General features: G+C 71.2%; 19 protein-coding genes and 2 pseudogenes. 9 read left to right on the forward strand and 12 right to left on the reverse strand.

Going from position 1 to position 20,157, the window contains the following annotated elements:
• Together ITX44_RS17840 and ITX44_RS17845 are read left to right on the forward strand one after the other, a co-directional pair.
• On the forward strand, positions 1-2,134 hold a 2,134-nt coding region (locus ITX44_RS17840), incomplete at its 5' end, for a DUF6351 family protein (RefSeq protein ID WP_205358263.1).
• A gap of 109 nt (positions 2,135-2,243) precedes the next feature.
• The gene (locus ITX44_RS17845; RefSeq protein WP_205358264.1) at positions 2,244-2,939 is read left to right on the forward strand and encodes a TetR/AcrR family transcriptional regulator; all 696 of its coding nucleotides are present in this window, start codon (positions 2,244-2,246) and stop codon (positions 2,937-2,939) included.
• A gap of 36 nt (positions 2,940-2,975) precedes the next feature.
• Here ITX44_RS17845 and ITX44_RS17850 read toward each other — a convergent pair whose 3' ends face one another.
• A complete protein-coding gene (locus ITX44_RS17850; protein ID WP_205358265.1) occupies positions 2,976-3,644 on the reverse strand; it encodes a hypothetical protein in 669 nt (222 codons plus the stop codon).
• Positions 3,645-3,919: 275 nt separating this feature from the next.
• Entirely contained in the window at positions 3,920-4,786 is an 867-nt protein-coding gene (locus tag ITX44_RS17855) for a helix-turn-helix transcriptional regulator (RefSeq protein ID WP_205358266.1), read from the reverse strand.
• A gap of 210 nt (positions 4,787-4,996) precedes the next feature.
• On the opposite strand from ITX44_RS17855, the gene ITX44_RS17860 reads away from it, so the two are divergent.
• Complete coding sequence (locus ITX44_RS17860; protein ID WP_205358267.1) at positions 4,997-5,800, forward strand: SDR family oxidoreductase; 804 nt, start codon at positions 4,997-4,999, stop codon at positions 5,798-5,800.
• A gap of 294 nt (positions 5,801-6,094) precedes the next feature.
• Here ITX44_RS17860 and ITX44_RS17865 read toward each other — a convergent pair whose 3' ends face one another.
• From ITX44_RS17865 to ITX44_RS17875, 3 genes are all read right to left on the reverse strand, one after another.
• Positions 6,095-7,099: a MerR family transcriptional regulator gene (locus tag ITX44_RS17865; RefSeq protein WP_205358268.1), complete on the reverse strand. Its 1,005-nt coding sequence runs from the start codon at positions 7,097-7,099 to the stop codon at positions 6,095-6,097.
• Positions 7,086-7,769 carry a HEAT repeat domain-containing protein gene (locus ITX44_RS17870; RefSeq protein ID WP_205358269.1) on the reverse strand — a complete coding sequence of 228 codons (684 nt, stop codon included), beginning with the start codon at positions 7,767-7,769 and terminating at the stop codon, positions 7,086-7,088. The genes ITX44_RS17865 and ITX44_RS17870 overlap by 14 nt, the downstream gene beginning before the upstream one ends.
• A gap of 1,293 nt (positions 7,770-9,062) precedes the next feature.
• Positions 9,063-9,479, reverse strand: a complete 417-nt coding sequence (locus ITX44_RS17875; protein ID WP_205358270.1) for an ester cyclase — start codon at positions 9,477-9,479, stop codon at positions 9,063-9,065.
• Positions 9,480-9,673: 194 nt separating this feature from the next.
• Here ITX44_RS17875 and ITX44_RS41085 point away from each other — a divergent pair.
• A pseudogene (locus ITX44_RS41085) lies at positions 9,674-10,021 on the forward strand (IS630 family transposase); the annotation flags it as partial.
• A 103-nt stretch (positions 10,022-10,124) separates the two neighbouring features.
• On the opposite strand, the gene ITX44_RS17885 reads toward ITX44_RS41085, so the two are convergent.
• On the reverse strand, positions 10,125-10,850 hold the full coding sequence (locus ITX44_RS17885; protein WP_205358271.1) for a dienelactone hydrolase family protein: 726 nt from the start codon (positions 10,848-10,850) through the stop codon (positions 10,125-10,127).
• Between the two features lie 538 nt (positions 10,851-11,388).
• A complete protein-coding gene (locus ITX44_RS17890; protein WP_205358272.1) occupies positions 11,389-12,261 on the reverse strand; it encodes a universal stress protein in 873 nt (290 codons plus the stop codon).
• Positions 12,262-12,417: 156 nt separating this feature from the next.
• On the opposite strand from ITX44_RS17890, the gene ITX44_RS17895 reads away from it, so the two are divergent.
• From ITX44_RS17895 to ITX44_RS17905, 3 genes are all read left to right on the forward strand, one after another.
• Positions 12,418-12,579 (forward strand): hypothetical protein, encoded by a 162-nt coding sequence (locus ITX44_RS17895; protein ID WP_205358273.1) that lies wholly within the window; start codon positions 12,418-12,420, stop codon positions 12,577-12,579.
• Between the two features lie 354 nt (positions 12,580-12,933).
• Positions 12,934-13,911 (forward strand): helix-turn-helix domain-containing protein, encoded by a 978-nt coding sequence (locus ITX44_RS17900; protein ID WP_236060957.1) that lies wholly within the window; start codon positions 12,934-12,936, stop codon positions 13,909-13,911.
• Positions 13,912-14,315: 404 nt separating this feature from the next.
• Positions 14,316-14,714, forward strand: coding sequence for a hypothetical protein (locus tag ITX44_RS17905; RefSeq protein WP_205358275.1), 399 nt, complete (start codon positions 14,316-14,318; stop codon positions 14,712-14,714).
• 17 nt (positions 14,715-14,731) lie between these two features.
• On the opposite strand, the gene ITX44_RS17910 is transcribed toward ITX44_RS17905, so the two are convergent.
• The 3 genes from ITX44_RS17910 to ITX44_RS17920 all read right to left on the reverse strand — a co-directional run bounded on the left by ITX44_RS17910 (position 14,732) and on the right by ITX44_RS17920 (position 17,572).
• Entirely contained in the window at positions 14,732-15,091 is a 360-nt protein-coding gene (locus ITX44_RS17910; protein ID WP_205358276.1) for a hypothetical protein, read from the reverse strand.
• Between the two features lie 141 nt (positions 15,092-15,232).
• Positions 15,233-16,606 (reverse strand): FAD-dependent oxidoreductase, encoded by a 1,374-nt coding sequence (locus tag ITX44_RS17915; RefSeq protein WP_205358277.1) that lies wholly within the window; start codon positions 16,604-16,606, stop codon positions 15,233-15,235.
• A gap of 381 nt (positions 16,607-16,987) precedes the next feature.
• Positions 16,988-17,572 (reverse strand): TetR family transcriptional regulator, encoded by a 585-nt coding sequence (locus ITX44_RS17920; RefSeq protein WP_205358528.1) that lies wholly within the window; start codon positions 17,570-17,572, stop codon positions 16,988-16,990.
• A gap of 104 nt (positions 17,573-17,676) precedes the next feature.
• Between ITX44_RS17920 and ITX44_RS17925 the strand changes: the two genes are divergently transcribed.
• Positions 17,677-18,612 carry an oxidoreductase gene (locus tag ITX44_RS17925; protein WP_205358278.1) on the forward strand — a complete coding sequence of 312 codons (936 nt, stop codon included), beginning with the start codon at positions 17,677-17,679 and terminating at the stop codon, positions 18,610-18,612.
• 217 nt (positions 18,613-18,829) lie between these two features.
• Here the strand turns inward: ITX44_RS17925 and ITX44_RS17930 are convergent, their stop codons facing one another.
• The gene (locus ITX44_RS17930; protein WP_205358279.1) at positions 18,830-19,243 is read right to left on the reverse strand and encodes a hypothetical protein; all 414 of its coding nucleotides are present in this window, start codon (positions 19,241-19,243) and stop codon (positions 18,830-18,832) included.
• Between the two features lie 127 nt (positions 19,244-19,370).
• On the opposite strand from ITX44_RS17930, the pseudogene ITX44_RS41090 reads away from it, so the two are divergent.
• A pseudogene (locus ITX44_RS41090) lies at positions 19,371-19,790 on the forward strand (helix-turn-helix domain-containing protein); the annotation flags it as partial.
• Between the two features lie 18 nt (positions 19,791-19,808).
• Here ITX44_RS41090 and ITX44_RS41095 read toward each other — a convergent pair.
• Positions 19,809-20,132 (reverse strand): hypothetical protein, encoded by a 324-nt coding sequence (locus tag ITX44_RS41095; protein WP_236061097.1) that lies wholly within the window; start codon positions 20,130-20,132, stop codon positions 19,809-19,811.
• Positions 20,133-20,157 lie beyond the last annotated feature (25 nt).

The following is a 20,157-nucleotide window of genomic DNA, read 5'->3' on the forward strand; positions in this document are numbered from 1 at the left end:
GGCCGGCCGTGACGCACCGCCGGGCACCGCGCTCGCCCTGACCACCGCGGCCAGCCCCCGCCCGGACCTGATCAGCGGCACCTCGACGCTGATCCGGGTGACGCTGCCCGCCGGCACCGGGGACGTACGGATCACCGAGAACGGCCGGGACATCACCGCCGCCTTCGCCGTACAGCCGGACGGCACCCTGCTGGGGACGGCCGACGGACTGCGGGCCGGCGGCAACGACCTGGCTGCCACCGCGGACGGCCGCCGGGCGAGACTGCACGTCGTCACCCACCCGATCACCGGCCCGGTCTTCTCCGGCCCGCAGCAGCACCCGTACTTCTGCGAGACCACCGCCTTCGGCCTCGCCGCCGCCCAGCAGCCCGACTGCTCCGCGCCCACGCAGGTCACGTACGCCTACCGGACCCGCGCCGGCGCCTTCGCCCCCCTCGCGGACCCCGCCACACGGCCCGCCGACCTGGCCACCGCGCAGGTCGACGGCCGCCAGGTGCCGTACGTCGTCCGGCTGGAGACCGGCACCGTCGACCGGGCCGTCTACCAGACCGCGGCGCTCTACGACGGGACCGAGCCCTCGCCCCTGCGGCGCAACACCAGTTGGAACGGCAAGCTCGTCTACACCTTCGGCGGCGGCTGCAACGGCGGCTACCACCAGGGCGACGTGACCGGCGGCGTGCTGAACGACCTGATGCTCTCGCAGGGTTACGCGGTCGCCTCGTCCACCCTCAACGTCCTGGACCAGAACTGCAGCACCATGCTGTCGGCCGAGGCGGCGATGATGGTCAAGGAGCACTTCATCGACGTCAACGGCCCGGTCCGATACACCATCGGCTGGGGCGGCTCCGGCGGAGCCATCCAGCAGTACGACATCGCCGACGCCTACCCCGGCATCCTCGACGGCATCGTGCCCGGCGTCTCCTTCACCGACCCGCTGTCCGTGGCCCGGACCGCGGCCGACTGCCGCCTGCTGGACCGGTATTTCGCCGGTCCCGGCGCCTCGTTCAGCCCGGCGCAGCGGCAGGCGGTCCTGGGCTTTCGCGCCACCGACTCCTGCACCTCCTGGGACGGCTCCTTCGCCGACCGCATCACGCCCACCGACAGCTGCAACGGCCAGATCGTCGCACCGGACTCGGGCATCCCCGCCTCGGCCGTCTGGAACCCCGTCACCAACCCCACCGGCGTGCAGTGCAGCATCCAGCAGCAGCTGGCCAACCAGCTCGGCATCGACCCGAGCACCGGCATGGCGCCCGTGCCGTACGACAACACCGGCATCCAGTACGGCCTGGCGGCCCTGAACGCCGGGACCATCACCCCCGGCCAGTTCATCGACCTCAACCGGTCCATCGGCGGCTACGACCGGCTCGGCTCGCCCACCGGCGCCCGCTCGCAGGCCCCCGTGAGCACGCTGACCACCGCCTACCGGGAGGACATCGTCCCCTCCGGCGGCCTGGGCCTGCGCACCACGCCCGTCATCGACCAGCGCACCGACCTCGACCTGGCCGGCGTCCTGAACGACATCCACACCACCGAGTGGTCCTACGCGATGCGCGCCCGCCTGCTGAAGGCCAACGGCACCGCCGCCAACCAGGTCGTCATCGAGAACCAGCCCACCCCCGACCAGACGGCCGTCGCCGACGCGTACGAACTGTCGGCGATGGACCAGTGGCTGGCGAACATCGCCGCCGACACCGGCGACAGCAGCGCGCGGCAGAAGGTGATCGCCGACCGGCCCGCCGGACTCGGGGACGGCTGCTACCTGTCCGCGGGCCGGCGCATCCTGGCCCCCCTCATCCTGCCGGCGAGTGGCCCCTGCGCCGCGCAGTACCCCGTCGCCTCCGACCCGCGCGGCGTGGCGGGCGCGCCCGTGAGCGCCGATGTCCTCAAGTGCCGGCTGCGCCCGGTCGACGCACGCTCCTATCGGGTGCCCTTCACCCCGGCCCAGTGGAACGCACTGCGCTCGGTCTTCCCGGCCGGTGTGTGCGCCTACGACCGGCCCGGCCAGGGGCAGGTGCCCCCGATGGGTTCCTGGCTCGGTTACGGCGACGGCTCGCAGGGCAGCTTCGGCCACGCCCCGGCTCCCCGTCCCCTGAGCCGGCCCGGGGCGACCGTCATCGGCGCCGTGCTGCACTGACACCGACACCCACTCCGTACGCCCCGGCCGGTCGCCGCGAGGACGTGGCGGCCGGCCGGAGGGAGCCTCCTGACCGGGTTACGCTGACCACCGGCACAGGAGGTTCCCCTTGGCGCACGACGCACTGCCCGCGTTCCAGCGCGCTCGCAGCCCCGAGCAGCGAGACGTCCGGCGCCGTACGATCCTGGACACCACCCGGGGGCTGCTGGACGGCGCCGAGGTCGCGGACATCAGCCTGCGCGAGATCGCCCGCACCGTCGGGTGCGCCAACTCCAATGTGCTGCGCTACTTCGGCACCCGCGAAGGCGTGTTCCTCGCGGTGCTCGACGCCGAATGGGAGAGCTGGATCGAGGCCGCCGCCCGGGACCTGCCCCGGCCGGGCGCACCGGGTACGACCACGGCGGCGGTGGCCGAGGCGATCGCGGACTCCCTGGTGGAGCGGCCGCGGATGTGCAAGCTGATGAGCGCCCTCAGCGGGCTGCTGCGCACCGGCGCGCCCCCCGCCGTGATGGCCGACTTCCGTACCAGCGCCGCCACCTGGAACACGGCCGCCGCCCGCCTGCTGGCCGACCGCGTCCCCGGGCTCGAACTCCCCGCCGCCTCGCAGGTCGTGGCCATGATGACCGCCTACGTGGCCGGCTGGTGGCCGCTGGCCCAGCCCGACCTGATCACCGGGGACGACCCCGTCCCCGCGGCGCCGCACGCCGGCCGGATGAGCCTGCGCGACGGCCTGAGCCTCGGCCTCGAATCGATGATCACCGGGCTGGTGGCGCTGAACCGGCACGAGCCCGCCACCGGCGGCTGAGCAGGGACAAGGCCCTCGGCGTGACCGGATCCGCGATCACGGGCGAGGGGCGCTGTCCCACTTCCACCGGGTGAGCCGCTCCCGTCCCGGCAGCTCGCCCCGGCCGGTCGCCCACAGCAGGGTCTCCCAGGGGGCGGTGTCGGTCGGAGCCGTGGGGAAGAGTCTCTTCAGTACCCGGGCGCAGATCGCCTCGGGAGCCCTCCAGCCGAGCCCGAGGCCGAGCGCCAGGTCGTCGGCGTGCGCGAACAGCTCCACCAGGCCCATGGCCGCGGACCCCTCGGGATCCGTCGTCCCGAACCCATGGAACGCGCGAGCCTCGGGCGACGCCGTCCCCACCATCGCCACGTGCAGCGCTCCGCACGCCTCCAGCACCTGCACCAGGCCCTCCGGCCCGTCCTGCCGCTCGGCGAAGATCACGTTCGCCGGCTTGTCCGGCGCGTCCCGTCGCCAGACGAAAGGCACGTCCTTGGCGGGCGGAGGCGATTGCGGGCCCAACTGGGCCGCGTACGCGAAGAGGTCGTCGGCCAGATGCTCCGCCGTCTCCCAGCAACTCCACTCCAGCGTCCCGGCGGGCCGGTCCCAGTCGGCCGCCAGCGCGGCGGGCTGCCGCAGCAGCGCGACGACCAGCCGGACGCCCTCGGCGAGATCGCCGACCGTCACCGGGCCCACGGCACGCGGCGGTTCTACGTGATCATGATCGGACATGCGCCGAGCCTACGCGGCCGCATCTCGGGCAACCACCGGTTTCCCCAGCACCTCGATCCTGTCCCGGCAGTTGCCCGACGGCCTCGCGCCGCGATTATTCGATGGCGCGTACGAAGCAGCGCTCCCACCCTGGTCCCCGTGGCAGAACCCACATACCGGATTCGAGCCCTGCACACGGACTCCACGGTCACCGTCCACCAGGCGTACGCGCCGGAGATCGGCCCGCCGGCGGCCCGGGACGGAGACCTCGACGCCGCACGGCGACTGCTGATCCCCTACTCCGCCGCGGCGGCCGGCGTACCGGCTTCGGTGGCGATCCAGCTGCTCAGCAGCCGCAGGGCCTCGGCCGTGCTGGAGCCGGGTTCCGGGTTGTAGACGCACAGCGTCTGGTCGGGGTCGCCGGGCGGCTGGAGGGACTCGTAGGCGAAGTAGAGGTCGCCGACGACGGGGTGGTGGTAGTACTTGGTGCCGTGGGTGCGGCGCAGGACGTGGTGGTCGTTCCACCACGTGGTGAACTCCGGTGACTGCAGCGTGAGTTCGCCCACCAGGTCGGCCAGCCGCCGGTCGTGCGGGTGGCGGCCCGCCTCCAGGCGCAGCATCGCGACGGTCTCGGCGGCGATCCGGGCCCAGTCCCCGACGCGTTCCCGGGCCTCCGGGTCCAGCAGCAGATAACGGGCGAGGTTGCGCTGTGTCGCCGGCATCGCCTCGAAGTCGGTCATCACCGCGCGGGCCAGCGCATTCGCGGCCAGTACGTCGGTGCGCCGGCCCATGATGAAGGCCGGGACGTGCTCCAGGGTCTGGAGCATCAGGTACAGCCCCGGGCGGACCCGCTGCGGGGCGGTCGGCGCGCGGCGGGCGGGCGTGGGCCGCGCCAGCAGGTCGATCAGGTGCTCGCGCTCGGCGAGATCGAGCTGGAGCGCGCTCGCCAGGGCCTCGACGACCTCGGGGGAGGGGGTGCCGGCCCGGCCCTGTTCGAGCCGCGTGTAGTACTCCGTGCTCACCCCGGCCAGCCGGGCCACCTCGTCGCGGCGCAACCCGGGCACCCTGCGGGCGCGGTGGTCGTCGGTCAACCCCGCCCGGTCGGGAGTGATCCGGGCGCGGCGGGAGCGCAGGAAGTCGGCGATCTCGCGGCTACGGTCCATGCCTACAGTGTGGTCCGCCGATCGGTGGCGCGATGCCCCCTGGGTGGCCCTGCCAGTACCTGCCTCGCCGGTACCCGCCTTCCCGGAACCTGCCTGTGCAGGGCCTGCTCGGGCCCCGAAAACGCAGGTCAGAGGTGGTGTTCTGGATGCGTGGCCGACAGCGGTCGACCAGCATCCCGCACCGGAACCCGCCATCGAAGGGTGTGCTCCATGTCCACGCAGTTCACGCAGTCCGCGCAGTCCGCGCAAGCCTCCGCCCAGCCGCTCACCGGCCGTGTCGCGGTCGTCACCGGTGCCTCCAGCGGCATCGGCGAGGCCACCGCCGAACACCTCGCCGGACTCGGCGCCCGCGTCGCCGTCCTGGCCCGCCGCGCCGACCGGCTGGACAGCCTGGTCGCCCGGATCACGAAGAACGGCGGCACCGCGCTGGCGATCGCCGTCGACGTCACGGACGCCGCCGCCCTGCGGTCGGCCGCCGACCGCGTCGCCGCCGAACTGGGCACGGCGGACCTGCTGTTCAACAACGCCGGCGTCATGCTCCCGGCGCCCGTCGAGGAGCTGGCCACCGACCAGTGGCAGCGCCAGATCGACCTCAACATCACCGGCCTGATGAACGCCATCGGCGCGTTCATCCCGCAACTGGTCGCCTCGGCCGGTGAACGCGGCGTGGCCGACCTCATCAACACCTCGTCGATCGCGGCACAGAACCTCTTCCCGACCTTCGCCGTGTACTCCGGCACCAAGGCGTACGTCACCCACCTCTCGCGCACGCTGCGCACCGAACTGGGCGCGAAGAACGTACGGGTCTCCGCCCTCGAACCGGGCATCGTCGGCACCGAGCTGCAGGACCACGTCACCGACGACGGCGCCCTGCAGTGGCTGGAGGGCTCGAAGGAGACGATGGACTGGCTCACCCCGCAGGACATCGCCGAAACCGTCGGCTTCATCGCCGCCCTGCCCCCGCGGGTCAACCTCCAGCAGGTCACCGTCATGCCCACCCGGCAGCCCAGCTGATCCTCCCGCGCCGCCCCGTGGCCTCGGACGAGTGGGAGGGGTCCGTCAAGCTCGCTGACGGACCCCTCCCGCTCGTCCAAGGCCGGGAATTGGTCAAACGGACGCTTTCCGGCGCCGCCCGGAAGCGTGCGTAGCGCGGCGCGCCGATCCATCGCCATGCCAGGCCGGCAGGTCCGGGCATGTGCTTCTTCAACCATGCGGCGCTCCCGTCGGGCTGGGCGGCAAGGACGGCGCCGAGTATGTCCACGCCTGCCCCTTCGGGGCCGCGGCCCGGCCGTGCTCGGGACAGGTCCGTCACCGCGCGTCGCGGAGCTGAAGAACGTATGCGGCGGTCAGCGCGACAGCCCGGTCCTCGTCATGCGACAACTCCGCGAGGGCACGTGACGCCGTCGTCCCCGGAATGCCCGCGAGTGCTTGGGTCAGCCGTCCGCGTGCCGGCGCTTCAGTGGTGTCGTGGGCGAGGCGGTCGACGAGCGTGGTCGCGAGCTGGTCGGCCGTCGCGATGTCGCTCGCCAGCACGCTCAGCGCGTCGGCTGCGTCGGTGTCGTTTCTTCCCGCCACGATCATGTCGATGAGCTCCGGGACCGCTTCGGCCACTCCACGTGGCCCGAGCGCCAGAGCCGCGTACCCGCGGACCTCGACGTCGGGGTTCGTGAGAGCGTCCCGCAGGTGCGCGGTTGCCTCACCACCGGGCATCTCGGCCAGGGACTGGACGGCGCGTTTGCGCACGGCGGCCACTGGTGACCGGAGGCCTTCCGCCAGCAGTGCCGGGCCGGCGTCGCCCGATCGCGCCAGCGCCCATCGCAGGGCTCCGGCGACGTTCGGCTCCGTCTCGCTCAGTGCCGCCTCGACCAGGGCCTCCACCGGTACCAGAACTCCGTCGGCCGAGGCGAGGGCAGCGCGCTGGCGGGCATCGGCGCTCTGCGATCCCAGCGCCTGGAGAAGCGCTACGACCTGGAGGACGTCCTCCCAGCCGGCGGGGTCCGCGTTCTCGATCCGGCGAAGCCGCGTGAGCAGCTCGGTCTCGGCCGTGATGCGGTCGCGTGTCTGACGGACGAGGTCGCCGACGAGCACCGAAGGCGTGAAACCGGGATCATCGAGCGCGCGCCCGATCTCACGCAGCGACAGGCCCAGCGATCGCAGGCTCTCGATGTGGAAGATCCGCCGGACGTCCTTCGCCGAGTACTCCCGATAACCCGAGCCGGTGCGGCCCGAAGGCCGCACCAGGCCGAGCGATTCGTAATGCCGGAGCATGCGGGCACTGACCCCGGACCGTCTCGCCACCTCACCGATCAGCACGGTTCCATCGTCCGTCCTGCGGGGCCCCGGTCAGGGCCACGACGCGCTTGGCCTCCTCGATCGCCGACTCGAATCCGGCGTCCGGGTCGCGCAGCAGCCGCTGTGTGGCGAGCGTGTGCGCACGTACGCGCGGGTCGTCAGCCGTCGTCGCGGCAGCCAGAACCGGCACGATCACCTCACCCAGCGCAACCAGCGCCTGGCTGAGACTCACCTGCGTCTCCCGCTCGCCGCGCCCGAGCTGCCTCGCCAGGACTGTGGCCAGGGCGGACTCCTCGCCTTTCGGCACGAGTACGACCGCGGCCTGCCAGGCGCTCCGCGCCACCTCGTCGTCGGCGTCGCACAACAGGGCCGGCGTGATCGCCGGCCACGCCTCCCGGTCCCCGATCTTGGACAGCGTGTGCAGCGCCTGGCTGCGTGCCTGCGCACGCTCCGAGCGGACTTCGCGCAGCAGCCTGGGGAGCGTCAGGGACACCGGGTGGCGGGTGAGCGCCCAGGTCAGCATGTCGCGGACGAAGAACTCGGGTTCGATCGCGCATCGTTCGACGAGCTTGTCGACGAAGCACCGGTCAGGCGCCGTACCGACCGCCAGAGCAGCTCGCAGTCGCACGGACGAACGACTGTCCTCCAGCCCCTGGAGCGCTCGTGCCGTGTCCCCCCTTGTCATGGTCATCGGGACCACCTCCTTGGGAAGCAGCCAAGACCTTGTCACCGTGTCAAGGTCAAACGAGGTCGAAGAGGGTCCCGAAAACCGTTCGCGCCCAAGGGACTTCGAGCCGAGCCTGGTGTGTTGATCACATCGGACAGGAAGAGTGGCCGACGGTGACGTACAACCGTGACACCTTGCCCTTCCCCGAGAACCGGGGCCCCCATCACCGAGGGCATGCGGAACTGGGATGAACGCGACCCGGCCCGCCACCCGTTCACCTGGGACCGGGACGAGGAAGCCCGCCTCCGCTCGCTGGTCCGCGAGTGGGTGCCACCTGTGCTCTCCGGTTTTGCCGGCTGGTGGCAGGGCGAACGCTGGTGCGAAAGGCACAACCCCGGACGAAACCGCGGCACGCGTCGTGGCCGCGCTGCTGGAGTGGCGGGAGTGGTTGGAGCGGACGGCCCAGCGCTTCGCCGAACTGGCGCCGCCGTCGGACGCCTCACCCGAGGATCGCAGCCGGCACCTGGAGCGGGCCTGCGTCCGGCTCGTGACGTACGCGCTGGACTCGGGAGCGGAGGGTGGCTGGTACGGGCAGGCCTCGATCTGGCCCGGGAGGACATCGTCCTTCCCGAGGTCGCCCCTGTCCAGACCACCCGCTACGCGGACGACCCGGCCGGCGCCGCCGACCTTGCCGCTCTCATCGGGGTGCTCAACCGCCGCCGATACTGAAGCCTTCCGGCGAGAGCACCGACACCTTCAGGCATCCTGGTAGCCGAGGGTGGTCGACGACATCAGCCACGAGGGCCTTCGGGTCCTGCTCCGCGAGGAGGGCGTCTCCTTTCAACGCGTGAAGACCGGCACGCCGCCGTTGGGGCCCTGAACCGCTGTCCAGTGGCAGGACGTTGAACGACAAGCTCAGGGCTGGGCAGGCTGTTCGGACACGACCGCGACTTTCCGCCCGGTCAGGCCCGAACGTTGGCCTCGGGCGTCACCGCATCCTGGCTCGGTCGCCTACGACTGTTCAGCAGGAGTACGGTGCCGGACCGCCCCAGTTCGCGCCGTTCGCGTACGCATGCCAGGTCCCCCACGCGGCGGCGGGCGGTGCGTGTGATCACGGTTCCCCCTCAAGCGTGCCCGAGCTTCGAGCATGGACCCCGGATCGCTTCATGCATAGAGCGCCGTCGGCCGGCAAGGAGGTCAGCCCCCCGTGGGGAATTTCGCCGTGCTGATCATGAAGGACATGGGGAATCAACCGGCAACGTTCGCCCCGTCCCGTGAGCGTCGTGGCCAGGGGTGACCGGCTCCGGCGTGGCCCGGTCAGAAGGGCGGAATCTGCTCGGGTACGAGGCCGGCCTGGCGGAGAAGGCCGTACAGGTCGGTCTCGCCCCAGAACTCAACGATCCGTCCTTCTCGGAGCCGGTAGGACTTGACTCCTGTCATGGTGAGATCCCTGCCGCTGCGGTCGTGGGTGTAGGTGAGCGTGAAAGCCGCGGTCACCCGGTCGCCGGCGGAGAAGAGGTCGTCCACCTGCACACGGCAGTTGGACAGTCCCGGAGTCAGCACCGCTCCCTCGGGATAGTGCCGCCCCTGGCCGTGAGTGCCCGCGCCGTGAACGAGGATGTCCTCGGCGAGGAGTTCCTGGAACTCGGCGACCTCTTTCGTCTCGAAGACCCGAAGGTAGCGGCGGACGACCTCGGCATTGCGCTTGCTGACGGCTTCGGCTGAGTCGGACATGGAAGGACCGTATCCATCGGCCGATCGGACTCGCCAGTACACGCCGCCTTGCCGCCTCGTTCGCGCACACCAGGGGAACCGGCCGTTGCTGCGCCCGGAACGACCCCGTGGCTGAGAAAGTGAGGGTCCGAGATGGTGCTGCTGTCGGCACAGGGCATGAGCGTGGCGAAGATCGCCGAGGTGACGTTCAGGGGGTGGTCGACGACATCAGCCATGACGGCCTTCGGGTCCTGCTCCGCGAGGAGGGCGTCTCCTTTCGACGCGTGAAGACCTGGAAGACCTCCCGCGACCCGGACTACGGGGCCAAGAAGGCCCGCGTCGAGCACCTCTACGCAATCGCCGACGGCGAGGTCATGCCCGAGGAGGGCGAGCCCGAAGTCATCGTCTGCATGGACGAGTTCGGGCCCCTCAACCTCCAGCCTCACCCCGGCCGGCAGTGGGTCGCACGCGGCGGGAAGCACAAGGACCCCGACCGCGAGCCCCGGCCCCGCCGCCGGGCGACATGCACCCGCCCGCACGGGGTCCGCCGCCTGTTCGCCGCTCGATAGGTCGGCCGGGTAAGGGGTCGACTGGGGTGGTCGTGCCGTGCGTGGGGTTTACGGGGGAGGATCTGGTCAGCGGGTGGCCGAGCTTGGACCGACCGGATCACTCCGTCACGGGCAGGCACTCGGTGAGCAGGGCGACGATGTCGCGCCAGGCTCGCTGCGCGTGCTGTGGGTGGTAGCCGACGCCGGGGACCGTGGGGTGGTCGACCGGTGGGTGGTGGAAGGCGTGCAAGGCACCGCCGTAGACCACGAGGCGCCAGTCGACGCCCGCGGCCTGCATCTCGGCGGAGAACGCCTCCCGTTGCGCGCGCGGCATGATCGGGTCCTCCGAACCGACCCCGGCCCACACCGGGCAGCGAATGCGCGCCGCCTCGCCCGGCCGGCCCGTGGTCAGTGCGTTGACTGTCCCGATCGCGCGCAGGTCGACGCCGTCGCGCCCGAGTTCCAGCCCGATGGCGCCCCCGGTGCCGTAGCCGACGGCGGCGATCCGATCGGGGTCGGTTCGCGGTTCGGCGCGCAGCACGTCGAGCGCCGCGTGGCCGATGCCCCGCATCCGGTCGGGGTCGGCGAGCAGCGGCATACAACGGGCCAGCATCTCCTCGGGGTCGCCCAAATACCGCCCGCCGTGGAGGTCGAACGCCAGCGCCACGTATCCCAGCTCGGCGAGCGCATCGGCCCGGCGGCGCTCGACGTCGCTCAGCCCCATGCCCTCTGGTCCCAGCAGCACCGCGGGCCGGCGGTCGACACCGGCAGGGAGCGCGAGGTGCCCGATCATCGTCAGGCCGTCGGCCGGGTACTCGACCGTGCGCGTTGTCATCGTCGTCATGAGACTGGACTGTAGAGATCGTCAAGCCCGGTCGGGCCGGGGTTCACCGCTGGCAGAACAGCGCGGGTGTCCCTCTGAAGTGCCGGCGACGCCAACCCGGCCGCCCTCGTCTCCGCCCGCGGCGACTACGGCCCGGGCAGCCCGCAGCACGGCAAGGACTTCCTCGTTCCCGCCCTGGAGATCACCCTCGGCGACGCGCTGGGCCTCGACGTCCGCACCATCACGCGCGAGCTGACGTACGCGCCGGTCATGGAGCCGCTCAAGCACCTGCTTCCGCTCCACGAGACCGCCCTTGCCGAGGCCCACGACCTGGCCCGCCGCAACACCGCGGACCTGTCCCCGGCGGCCTGAGACCACCGGAACCGGCACGCCCCGATCCAGGCTCGCGCGGCACCACGCTGCGCGAGCGGCTGGAGCAGCTGCGCCGGCAGACCGCGGCGCGCACCGGGCCGGCCGGACCCGCGCCGCGGTCCCGCCGACTGCGGGAGCTCGCCGATGACCGCATGACCTGCGAGCTGAGCAGAACCCGTAGGTGCCGTTACGTGGTTTGCGGCACGACGGCCACCGGGCAGGCGGCTTGGTGCAGCAGTGCGTGGTTGACCCGTCCGAGTTGCAGGCCGGGCAGGCCGGTGCGTTGGTGTGCGCCCACCACGAGCAGGTCGCTCGATTTCGAGGCCTCCAGAAGTGGGGTCCTGGCCCGGCCCTCGGGGGTGCTGGTGCGCACGGTGACCTTCGGGTAGTCCTTGCGCACCTGGCCCAGCGCGTCGTCGAGGAGCTGCGCGGCTGCCGCGGCGTCCGGGTCCGTGCCCTGCGGCGTCTCGGGCCGGTCTGCCTGTTCCGCGGTTCGGTGCTGCCAGGCGTGCAGGGCGTGCAGCTCCGCCTCGCGCCCTTGCGCCGCTTCGAAGGCGAATCGCACCACGGCGGAGGATTCACCGTGGCTGCCGACACCGAGGCAGACGCGGCCGAAGTCGCCGTCAATGTTCGGGTCGGCTCCCCGGACGACGACCACCGGACACGGCGCGCGCCCGACCACCGTCAGGCTGGTGGAGCCCAGAAGCATGCTGGCGATTTCGCCCTGCCCGCGGTTGCCGACCACCACTGCGTACGCCTCGGGCGCCAGGCCGACCAGTACGCCGACGGGTTCGTCGGGAACGATGTCCGCCGACGTGGCGACACCCGGGCCGATCCGGGCCGCCCGCTCGGAGGCCGTTGTCACGATTTTCTCGGCCAGGGCCCGGTGGCTTGTGGGGGTGGTGCCCGGTGGAATCGCCATCTGGATGTAGCTGTCGAACGCTGCCGCGTGCACGATGCGCACCGGCGCGTCCTGGCGCGCGGCTTCGGCAACGGCCCAGTCCAGGGCTTGCAGGCTGGGTTCGGACCCGTCGACTCCGACGATGAATGGCTTCTTCATGACCGCACCAGCCTCTCGGCCTGACGTCCGTTTCTCGCGTGCATCTCCACGGTCCCCCCGACCCGACCCACGTGCCAGGCCAGGCGAACCGTGGCCAGGGGGTCAACGGCTGCGGGCCGGGACGGCTACCGGGCAGTGCGTGTGGTGCCGGACCGCGTGCGTGACCAGGCCGCGGCCTGCGCCGAACGGGTGTGCCGGCCGTCCCTGACCGCGGCCACCACCGCGCGGGCCGGCAGATCCGGCACCTCGCGCACCACGATCACGGACCCGCCGCTGTCGGCGGTGACGCATCTCGGCCGGTGTCTGCTCCTGCCATGATCAGTGGTTACCGCCGGTAGCGGGGCGGCCGCCCGCCGGCCAAGCGGTCCGGCGTGCACGTGGCCCGTACGCGGTTCGGGCATCTGCTCGGTGTGCGGATCGCGCACCCGCACATACGGGCCGCACAACACCATCGGCTCCGCCCCGGCGTCCACTCACGTCACGTGGACCAGGGCACTGCTGTCTGCCGACGAGGTGGCCGGCGAGCATCGGCGACGAACGCCGCACGCCAGACGCACTCGATCCTGCGGTTTTGGCGTCCTTACGTGTGGCGCAGAGCACTGCGCCCCCGTGGTCGGCCGGCGGCACACTGTGGGGAAAGACGTGGGATGGGGGAGGACCATGTTGCAGGGGATGTTCCGGAGCGGGGAACTGCCGGCGGGGGAGCGGCTGGCCGCCGCGGATGAGCTCTTCGGCCGCAGTGTTCTGCCGATGAGGCTGGTCAGCCAGGCGGACGGGGTGTTCGAGGCGACGGTGCGGCATGTGGACCTCGCGTCGATGAAGGTGGTGGAACTCGCCGCGACCCCGGCGGCCATGCTGCGTACGCCGCGGCTGATCCGGCGGGCTGATCCGGAGGTGCTCTCGGTGATCCTCTCGCTGAACGGGGGCCTGGTGGTGAGCCAGTCGGGGCGGGAGACCGAGGTCGGCCGGGACCAGCTCGCGCTGTACGACAGCTCGCTTCCGTTCCGGATAGGGGTGGCGACGGGCGACGGTACGACGACGGTGGTGTCGGCGCATGTGCCGCGCGCCCAGATGGAGTTACCGCTCGCAGGGCTCGGCCGGCTGCTGGCGCGGCCGCTGCCGGCGGGGAGGGGCTCGGGCTTCGGCGGGTTGCTCACGCAGCTCCTGACCGACGTGACGGGCGAGCCGGGCGACCACCGTCCGGTCGACCTGGTCCGTATGGGGAGCATCGCCCACGACCTGCTGACCGCGGTGGTCGCCCACCACCTGGACGCCGAGACGGCGGTGCCGGACGACGCACGCCACCGCGCGCTGCTGCTGCGCATCGACTCCTTCGTCCGCAAGCAGCTCCACGACCCCACGCTGTCCCCGGCAACCATCGCCGCCGCTCATCACATCTCGGTCGGCCACCTGCACCGCTTGTTCGGGCCCCGAGGCACCACTGTCGCCGCGTGGATCCGCCGCCAGCGCCTGGAACGGGCCCGCCGCGACCTCGCCGACCCCGCGCTCCGCGAGTTGCCGGTGCACCGCATCGCGACCCGCTGGGGTTTCACCGGCCACTCGACCTTCACCCGCGCCTTCCGCGCCGCCTACGGCACCGCGCCCCAGGACTACCGCCACCAGGCCGCGGCGGCGCCCGGCCACGAATAGACCCTGGGAAGCCGCCCTCGGAAGAAAGCACGCATCGACAAGTACCGGGCACGCATCGTCAAGGCCGGTCGCGGTCACGCCCGCCTAGTCTCCCGGTCAGACGAACGGCGGACCGCGTGTCACCGCGGGGGCGGCAGCCGCATGAAGCCGGGCCGACCCGGCGCCTTGCGACCCCGCCCCTGGCGTGCACGCGGACCATCAACGGAGGGAGCTCGGCAATGCGGACGCACGAACGGATGGGGACGGCCTTCCCGCGGCCCGGTGACGAAAGCACGTCCCGGCGACCTCTCCGCACCGCTCAGGGCATCTGGTTTCCCCTGACCCGCTAATGGCCCAATCATGTGGCCGGTATGCTGCCGCGGAGCCGGGGCCGCAAGGCCCCCGCCCCCCGTCCGTGGAGTGTTGTGACCGGCAGAATATGCGCAGCGCCTTCCCGTCTGCGAGCGCAAGCGGTGTGGTCTCTGCTGTTGGTCGGCATCGGCGCGACGTCCGTGAGCTGCGTTGACCCGACCGACCCGGCTCAGGTCGAGCCTGTTGCTCTCCTGAACGATTCGCGCACCGCGGTCAACGTCTCGTGGTGCGGAGAAGACACGGGCTGCAAGGACCATGAAGTACTGGGCACTGTCGCGCCGCGAAAAAAGTCGACCTACCGGATCTCGTCCTATGAAATTGTGTTCAGGCTGGAATTCGGGGACGGCTCGGTAAAATTTCTCTGCCGAGACGATGCGGAGGGGACCACCATGCGGTCCTCCGCCGCGGTGAGCACGATCGGCCTTGCCTATCGCAACTGCTCGCAGGGCTGAGCCCCCGCGACCAGGCGTCAGCGCCTCGTGCGGGTGCGCAGGGCGAGGGCGCCGGCCAGGGCGAGGCCGCTTGTGGCGAGGACGGTGAGGGAGCCGGGGGAGCGCAGGATGCGCTTGGGGTCGGCGGCCAGGAAGGACCAGCGGGCCTGGACCGACATGACGGAGCCCGTGCTCTGCAGGGAGGCCATCGAGATCATCGACATGGCCGAGCCGATCGAACCGATGGACAGCGAGGAGCCGACCGAGCCGATCGACAGTACCGATCCCACGGAACCGATGGAGAGTACGGATCCCGCGGAACCGATCGACAGGAACGAGCGCGTCGACCACAGGGAGAACGAGGAACCGTCGGCAGCGCTGGGCAGGTAGTCCGTCATGACGATCATTGTGCCGTGCGGGCGCCCGACCGCGCGGCAATACGACTGCGAGCCTCGGATCCGCAGGGCCGCCGACCCCGTTGTCGGCGGCCCCGGTCCGCGGCGGGGCCGTACGGGAGTACGGCCCCAAGAGGGCGCTCCTCATGGGCGGACCTTTTCCGGCGTGGGTACGCCCGTCCGGGGCCCTGGCCCCACGCTCCGGCCGCCGTGCAGCAGGACCTTGACCGCGCGGTCGGGCCGCAGCAGGCTCTGCGGCGGCGCGATCAGGCCCGTGACCCGTACGAACGCCTCGGACAGCGAGGGGTCGGTCTCGGCCGCGGCGTGCAGCCGCGCCAGGTAGGCGTTGATCACCCGCACCCTTGGCGTGCGCTTTCCCGGCACTCCGGGGAAGACCAGGTCGGACGCCGTGGTGATGTCCCACGCGTCGTTGACCGCGGCTGCCGCGGCCTTGAAGTAGGTGCGCCAGTCCGGCTTTCCGCCGTCGGCCAGCACCCGGCCGAGGGCGGCGGCCTGCAACGCGGCCGACGTCATGCCCTGCCCGTAGAGCGGGTTGAACGCGCACACCGCGTCGCCCAGCACCAGCAGGCCGTCGGGGAAGTCGCGCACCTGCTCGTAGTGGTGCCGTACGTTGGCCGGGTAGCGGAAGGCCACCGGGTCGTCCAGCGGCTCGCCCGCGCGCATCGCGTCGATGACGTCGGGGAACTGGAGGGTCTCGGCGAAGTCCGTGAACTCGTCGGGGTCGGTGGGCGGATGGTCGCCCAGAAGGCCCGCCAGCGTCACGAAATGGGTGCCGTCCTCCAGGGCCACCATGCCCGCGGCCCGGGGGTTGTCGGGTGTCCAGCCGAGCAGGACCAGCCGGTCCTCGCCGAGGAAGCCCTCGGGAAAGCGGTACCTGCGGGTGGAGTACCCGACGTCCACGGCCATCCGCTCCACCGGCGCCGGCTCGTACCCCAGGTCCGTCAGCCACCTCGGCATCCGGGACGCCCGCCCGGTCGTATCGACCACCAGGTCCGCCGTCAGTGCCTGATCCTCCGCGCCCTGCGCGCCGACCCGCACTCCGGTCACCCGCCGCCGGTCCGCCGTTGCGGTCAGCTCGATGACGTCCCGGCCGTCGGCGAACTCCACCCCGGGCAGCGCGCGCACCCGGGTCCGTACCAGATCCTCCAGCAGGTGGCGGCCGCAGAACAGCATCGGCTGGCCGATGTCCATGCGGCGCAGCCGGTGGCCGTTGATGATCCAGCGGATGTTGCCGAGCAGGTCGCCCTGATGCGCTCCGGCGGCCACCGCCTCGTCGGCCAGCCCGGGCAGGAACTCCTCCAACTGCCGTACGCCGCTGGCCAGCAGCGCGTGGGTGTGCCGGCTCTGCGGGACGCCGCGCCGGTGCGCGGGGGACGTGGGCAGGACATCCCGTTCCACGAGGGTCACCGAGTCGTAGGTTCTGCTCAGCACGGCGGCCGTCAGCAGGCCCGCCATGCTGGCGCCGAGGACTACCGCACGGTTCTTCCCTTCGGGCATGGCTCATCCTCCGTGTGGGGGACGTCAGGGCACATGAGCGTCACCCCGCGTTCGCCCGCGCGACCACTTCGAGATTGCCGTCGCCCCACTCACCGGCCCGTACCGCGCCCCGGAGCCCCGCCAAATGCCCTGCCCAGCGGGGTACATGGGCGGAATGTGCAGTTCAGCCGTACGAGCGCGCGCACTGCGCCTGCACCTGTTGTCGTACGGCGCCCGGAGCGAAAACGCCCCCCGCCTGGCCGGGCGCCTGCTCCGGGCCCACGACCCTGCTGATCATGGAGTTGCGACGCTCTGTGATCACCGGGGAGACCTGCGCCCGCGCTGCCATCGTGGCTGACCGAACTGCTCTGGGAGCAAATCTCTCGCCGGCTGCAAGACAGCTCACTCAACAGAGTCCAACGCCGGGGCAATTGTGGCGAAGGCCCGGTCGGTCAATGCGGCGGGGTCCTCGGCACCGTCGCTACCGCTCCACCGTTGCAGCACGGCGTCGAAGGCGGTGAGCGCCATCCCGGCGGCCAACTGCGGGTACAGATCGGTGTCAGCGTCGAGCCCCAGGCGCTGCGCCAACTCTGCTGCCAGGTCGTCGCGCCACTGGTCCTGGTGCTCCAGGAAGCGTGCGCGCAGGGCGGTGGTGCGCAGAATCAGCTGAACCACGCGCAATGCTCTGTCGGAATGGTCGGCGCAGGCTGCCATGGAGACCCAGACGGTGTGCCGCAGGGACGCGGAAGGCTGCTCCTCGATGGGGCGAGACGCCAGCGCTGCGCGCATGCCGGTGCCCATGTCGGCCAGGAACTGGACGACCACGTCCTCCTTGGAGGCGAAGTACCGGAAGAACGTTCGCTTGGACACGCCGGCGGTGGCCGCGATCTCGTCGATGGTGACCGCGTCGAACCCCTTCAGTGCCAGTAGCTGCAGCGCCGCTTCGCTCAGCTCGTTGGAGACGAGTTGGCGTTTGCGCTGGGCCATGGTGACTTCGGGGCGGGAGCTCACCGGGCAATCCTACCGCCATGCCATCCATGGCACTTGGTAACTACTTGACACCGAGTGCCATGTACGGCAACGTGTGCCGCATGGGGAAGAATCAGCGCTGGACCACCGATCGGATCCCGGACCAGGCCGAGCGGGTGTTTGTCGTCACCGGAGCCAACAGCGGCCTCGGCCTGGCGACCACCCGGGCACTCGCCCGCAAGGGCGGGCACGTGATCCTCGCCGTACGCGACGAGGCGAAAGGCCACCGGGCCGCCGCAGAGATCACCGCTGAGCAGCCTGGCGCCGACCTTGAGGTGCGCCGCCTCGACCTGGCCGATCTCGATTCGGTCCGAGCGTTCGCCGATCAGTTGCGCGCCGATCATCCGCGGCTGGACGTGCTCGTCAACAACGCCGGCCTGATGGCGCCGCCCCGCTCACTGAGCGCCCAGGGCCACGAGTTGCAGTTCGCCTGCAACCACCTCGGCCACTTCGCGCTCACCGGTCTACTGCTCGACCTGCTGACCGACGGCAAAGACCCCCGCGTAGTCACGGTAAGCTCGACCAACCACCGGCAGGGGCACCTCTACTTCAACGACCTTTCCGGCGAGCGCACGTATTCGCCCATGCGGTTTTACAACCAGTCGAAGTTCGCCAACGCCGTCTTCGGATGGGAACTCCACCGGAGGCTGACCGCGGCCGACAGCCCGGTGCGCAGCCTGCTCGCCCACCCCGGCTACGCCTCCACCAACCTCCAAACAAGCGCGCCGGTCGGCATGGTGAAGGTGCTGTTCGGCCGCGTCCTCGCCCCGCTCGCCCAGCCCCCGGAACAGGGTGCACTGCCCCAGCTGTACGCGGCCACCGCCCCGGACGTGGAGGGCGGTGAGTTCATCGGGCCGGACGGCTTCGCCGAGCTGCGCGGCGGCCCGACGCAAGTGCAGTTGTCCACCGCGGCAGCCGATCCCCGGACCGGCCGCCGTCTGTGGGAACTGTCGGAACAACTCACCGACGTGCGGTTCCCGTTTCCGGCCACTTCCTGACGAAGAGGTTGCGCGGATGGGCGTGGGCGCCCGGCCACCTCGCCGCCTCCGGGGGCCTGGTGATCGAGCCGTGCCACGGATCGGTCCGATTACGTGCGCGCCGACAGGGTGTACCCCTCCCGTAAGAACCGGGCCTGCCTGCGCCGCCGCGAGGCTGTGGCCACCGGTCACGGCAAGCTCGCAGCCCCGCCACAACAGCCGGTCACGTCATCGGACCTTACGGAGAGTTGGCCGGCGGTCCGTCAAGTCGAAGTGTCCCCCGCATCTCATCGCGGGTCGCTGGGCCGGGATCACGAACAGTCCGGCCGAGCTCGGACGGCCAATCTGGACGGAAACGTCGCGCGAAGTCTGTGAAGTCGCTCCGCAGATACCGTGGGTCCGACGGCTTCAGCCGGATCTGCTGACGGCTGTCGGCCCACCAGACCTCGAAGTCGGCAACGGTGCCTTCCGCCGGCCAGTCGTCGCTATGTTCCGGAAGCAACAGGCCGTCAACGAAGCCCCCGACGCTCAGGCCGATATCCACGAAGATCCCGATCGTGCCAGGCCGAGGAACCTTCACGACGATGCCCTCGAAGACCTGCCCGAACCGCAGCCCCCTCCGAATCCGAGTCCACTCGGCATCGGTCACCACGAGTGCATCTTCGCACCTCGTCCGCATCGCGAGTCACCGGACTCGGGCGCCGGAGTTCCGTCACTGAATGTGCCGGGTGACACCCGCGCGGGCAGGCTGCCGGACGGTTCCGCGCAAGACTCGGATCATGAGCAGCAGTCCGTGGTCGTCCTCGACGGAACCCGGCGCGTTCTTGCGCAGTCGGCGTGCCGCCGTCACCCCTGAGGAGGCAGGCCTGTCCAGCTTCGGCCAGCGACTGGTGCCGGGCCTGCGACGAGAGGAGCTTGCCGCGGGCATCAGCGTCACCTACTACACGCGGCTCGAGCAGGGCGAGAGCCACCGGATCTCGGACTCGGTCCTCGACGCCCTCACGTGCGTGCTTGGCCTGGGGCCGGACGAGCGGGGGCGAGCACCGAATATCGCCCGCTTCACCTTCCTGGATTCAGCCGCACGCGACCTCTTTCCCGATTGGGAGGACCAGGCCCGCACCGTCACCGCTTATCTGCGTCTCGTCGCCGCCCAATACCCGGACGACCCCACCCTGCACGCCCTCGTCGGCGAACTCAGCGTGCACAGCGCCGGGCGGCTAGACCCCCGGCTTGTCGTGGGAGTCGTCGTCGATCGGGCCGGGCGAGGTGAAGTCGGGGCTGGAGAAATCCGGGCTGGAGAAGCCGGCCTCGTCCGGGACGAGGTCGTCGGTGTCCTCGGCCTCGTAGTCCGGGCCCTCGAAGGGCGGAACCTCGAAGTCCGGCGGCTGGTAGTCCGGGATCTCGGGTACGTCGTCGGGACCGGTGAAGTCCGGGCTCGAGAAGTCGGGACTCGAAAAGCCCGGGCTGGAGAAGTCGGGCCCGTCGTGCCCCCTCCGCCCGTCCTCCGCATCCCCGTCCGGCCGCGCCGATTCCTCGCTCATGTGGCTCTCCCTGCTGTCGGCGGCC

Origin of the sequence: Actinacidiphila acididurans, assembly GCF_016918855.1 — a bacterium.
In the GTDB taxonomy this organism is placed as follows: domain Bacteria; phylum Actinomycetota; class Actinomycetes; order Streptomycetales; family Streptomycetaceae; genus Actinacidiphila; species Actinacidiphila acididurans.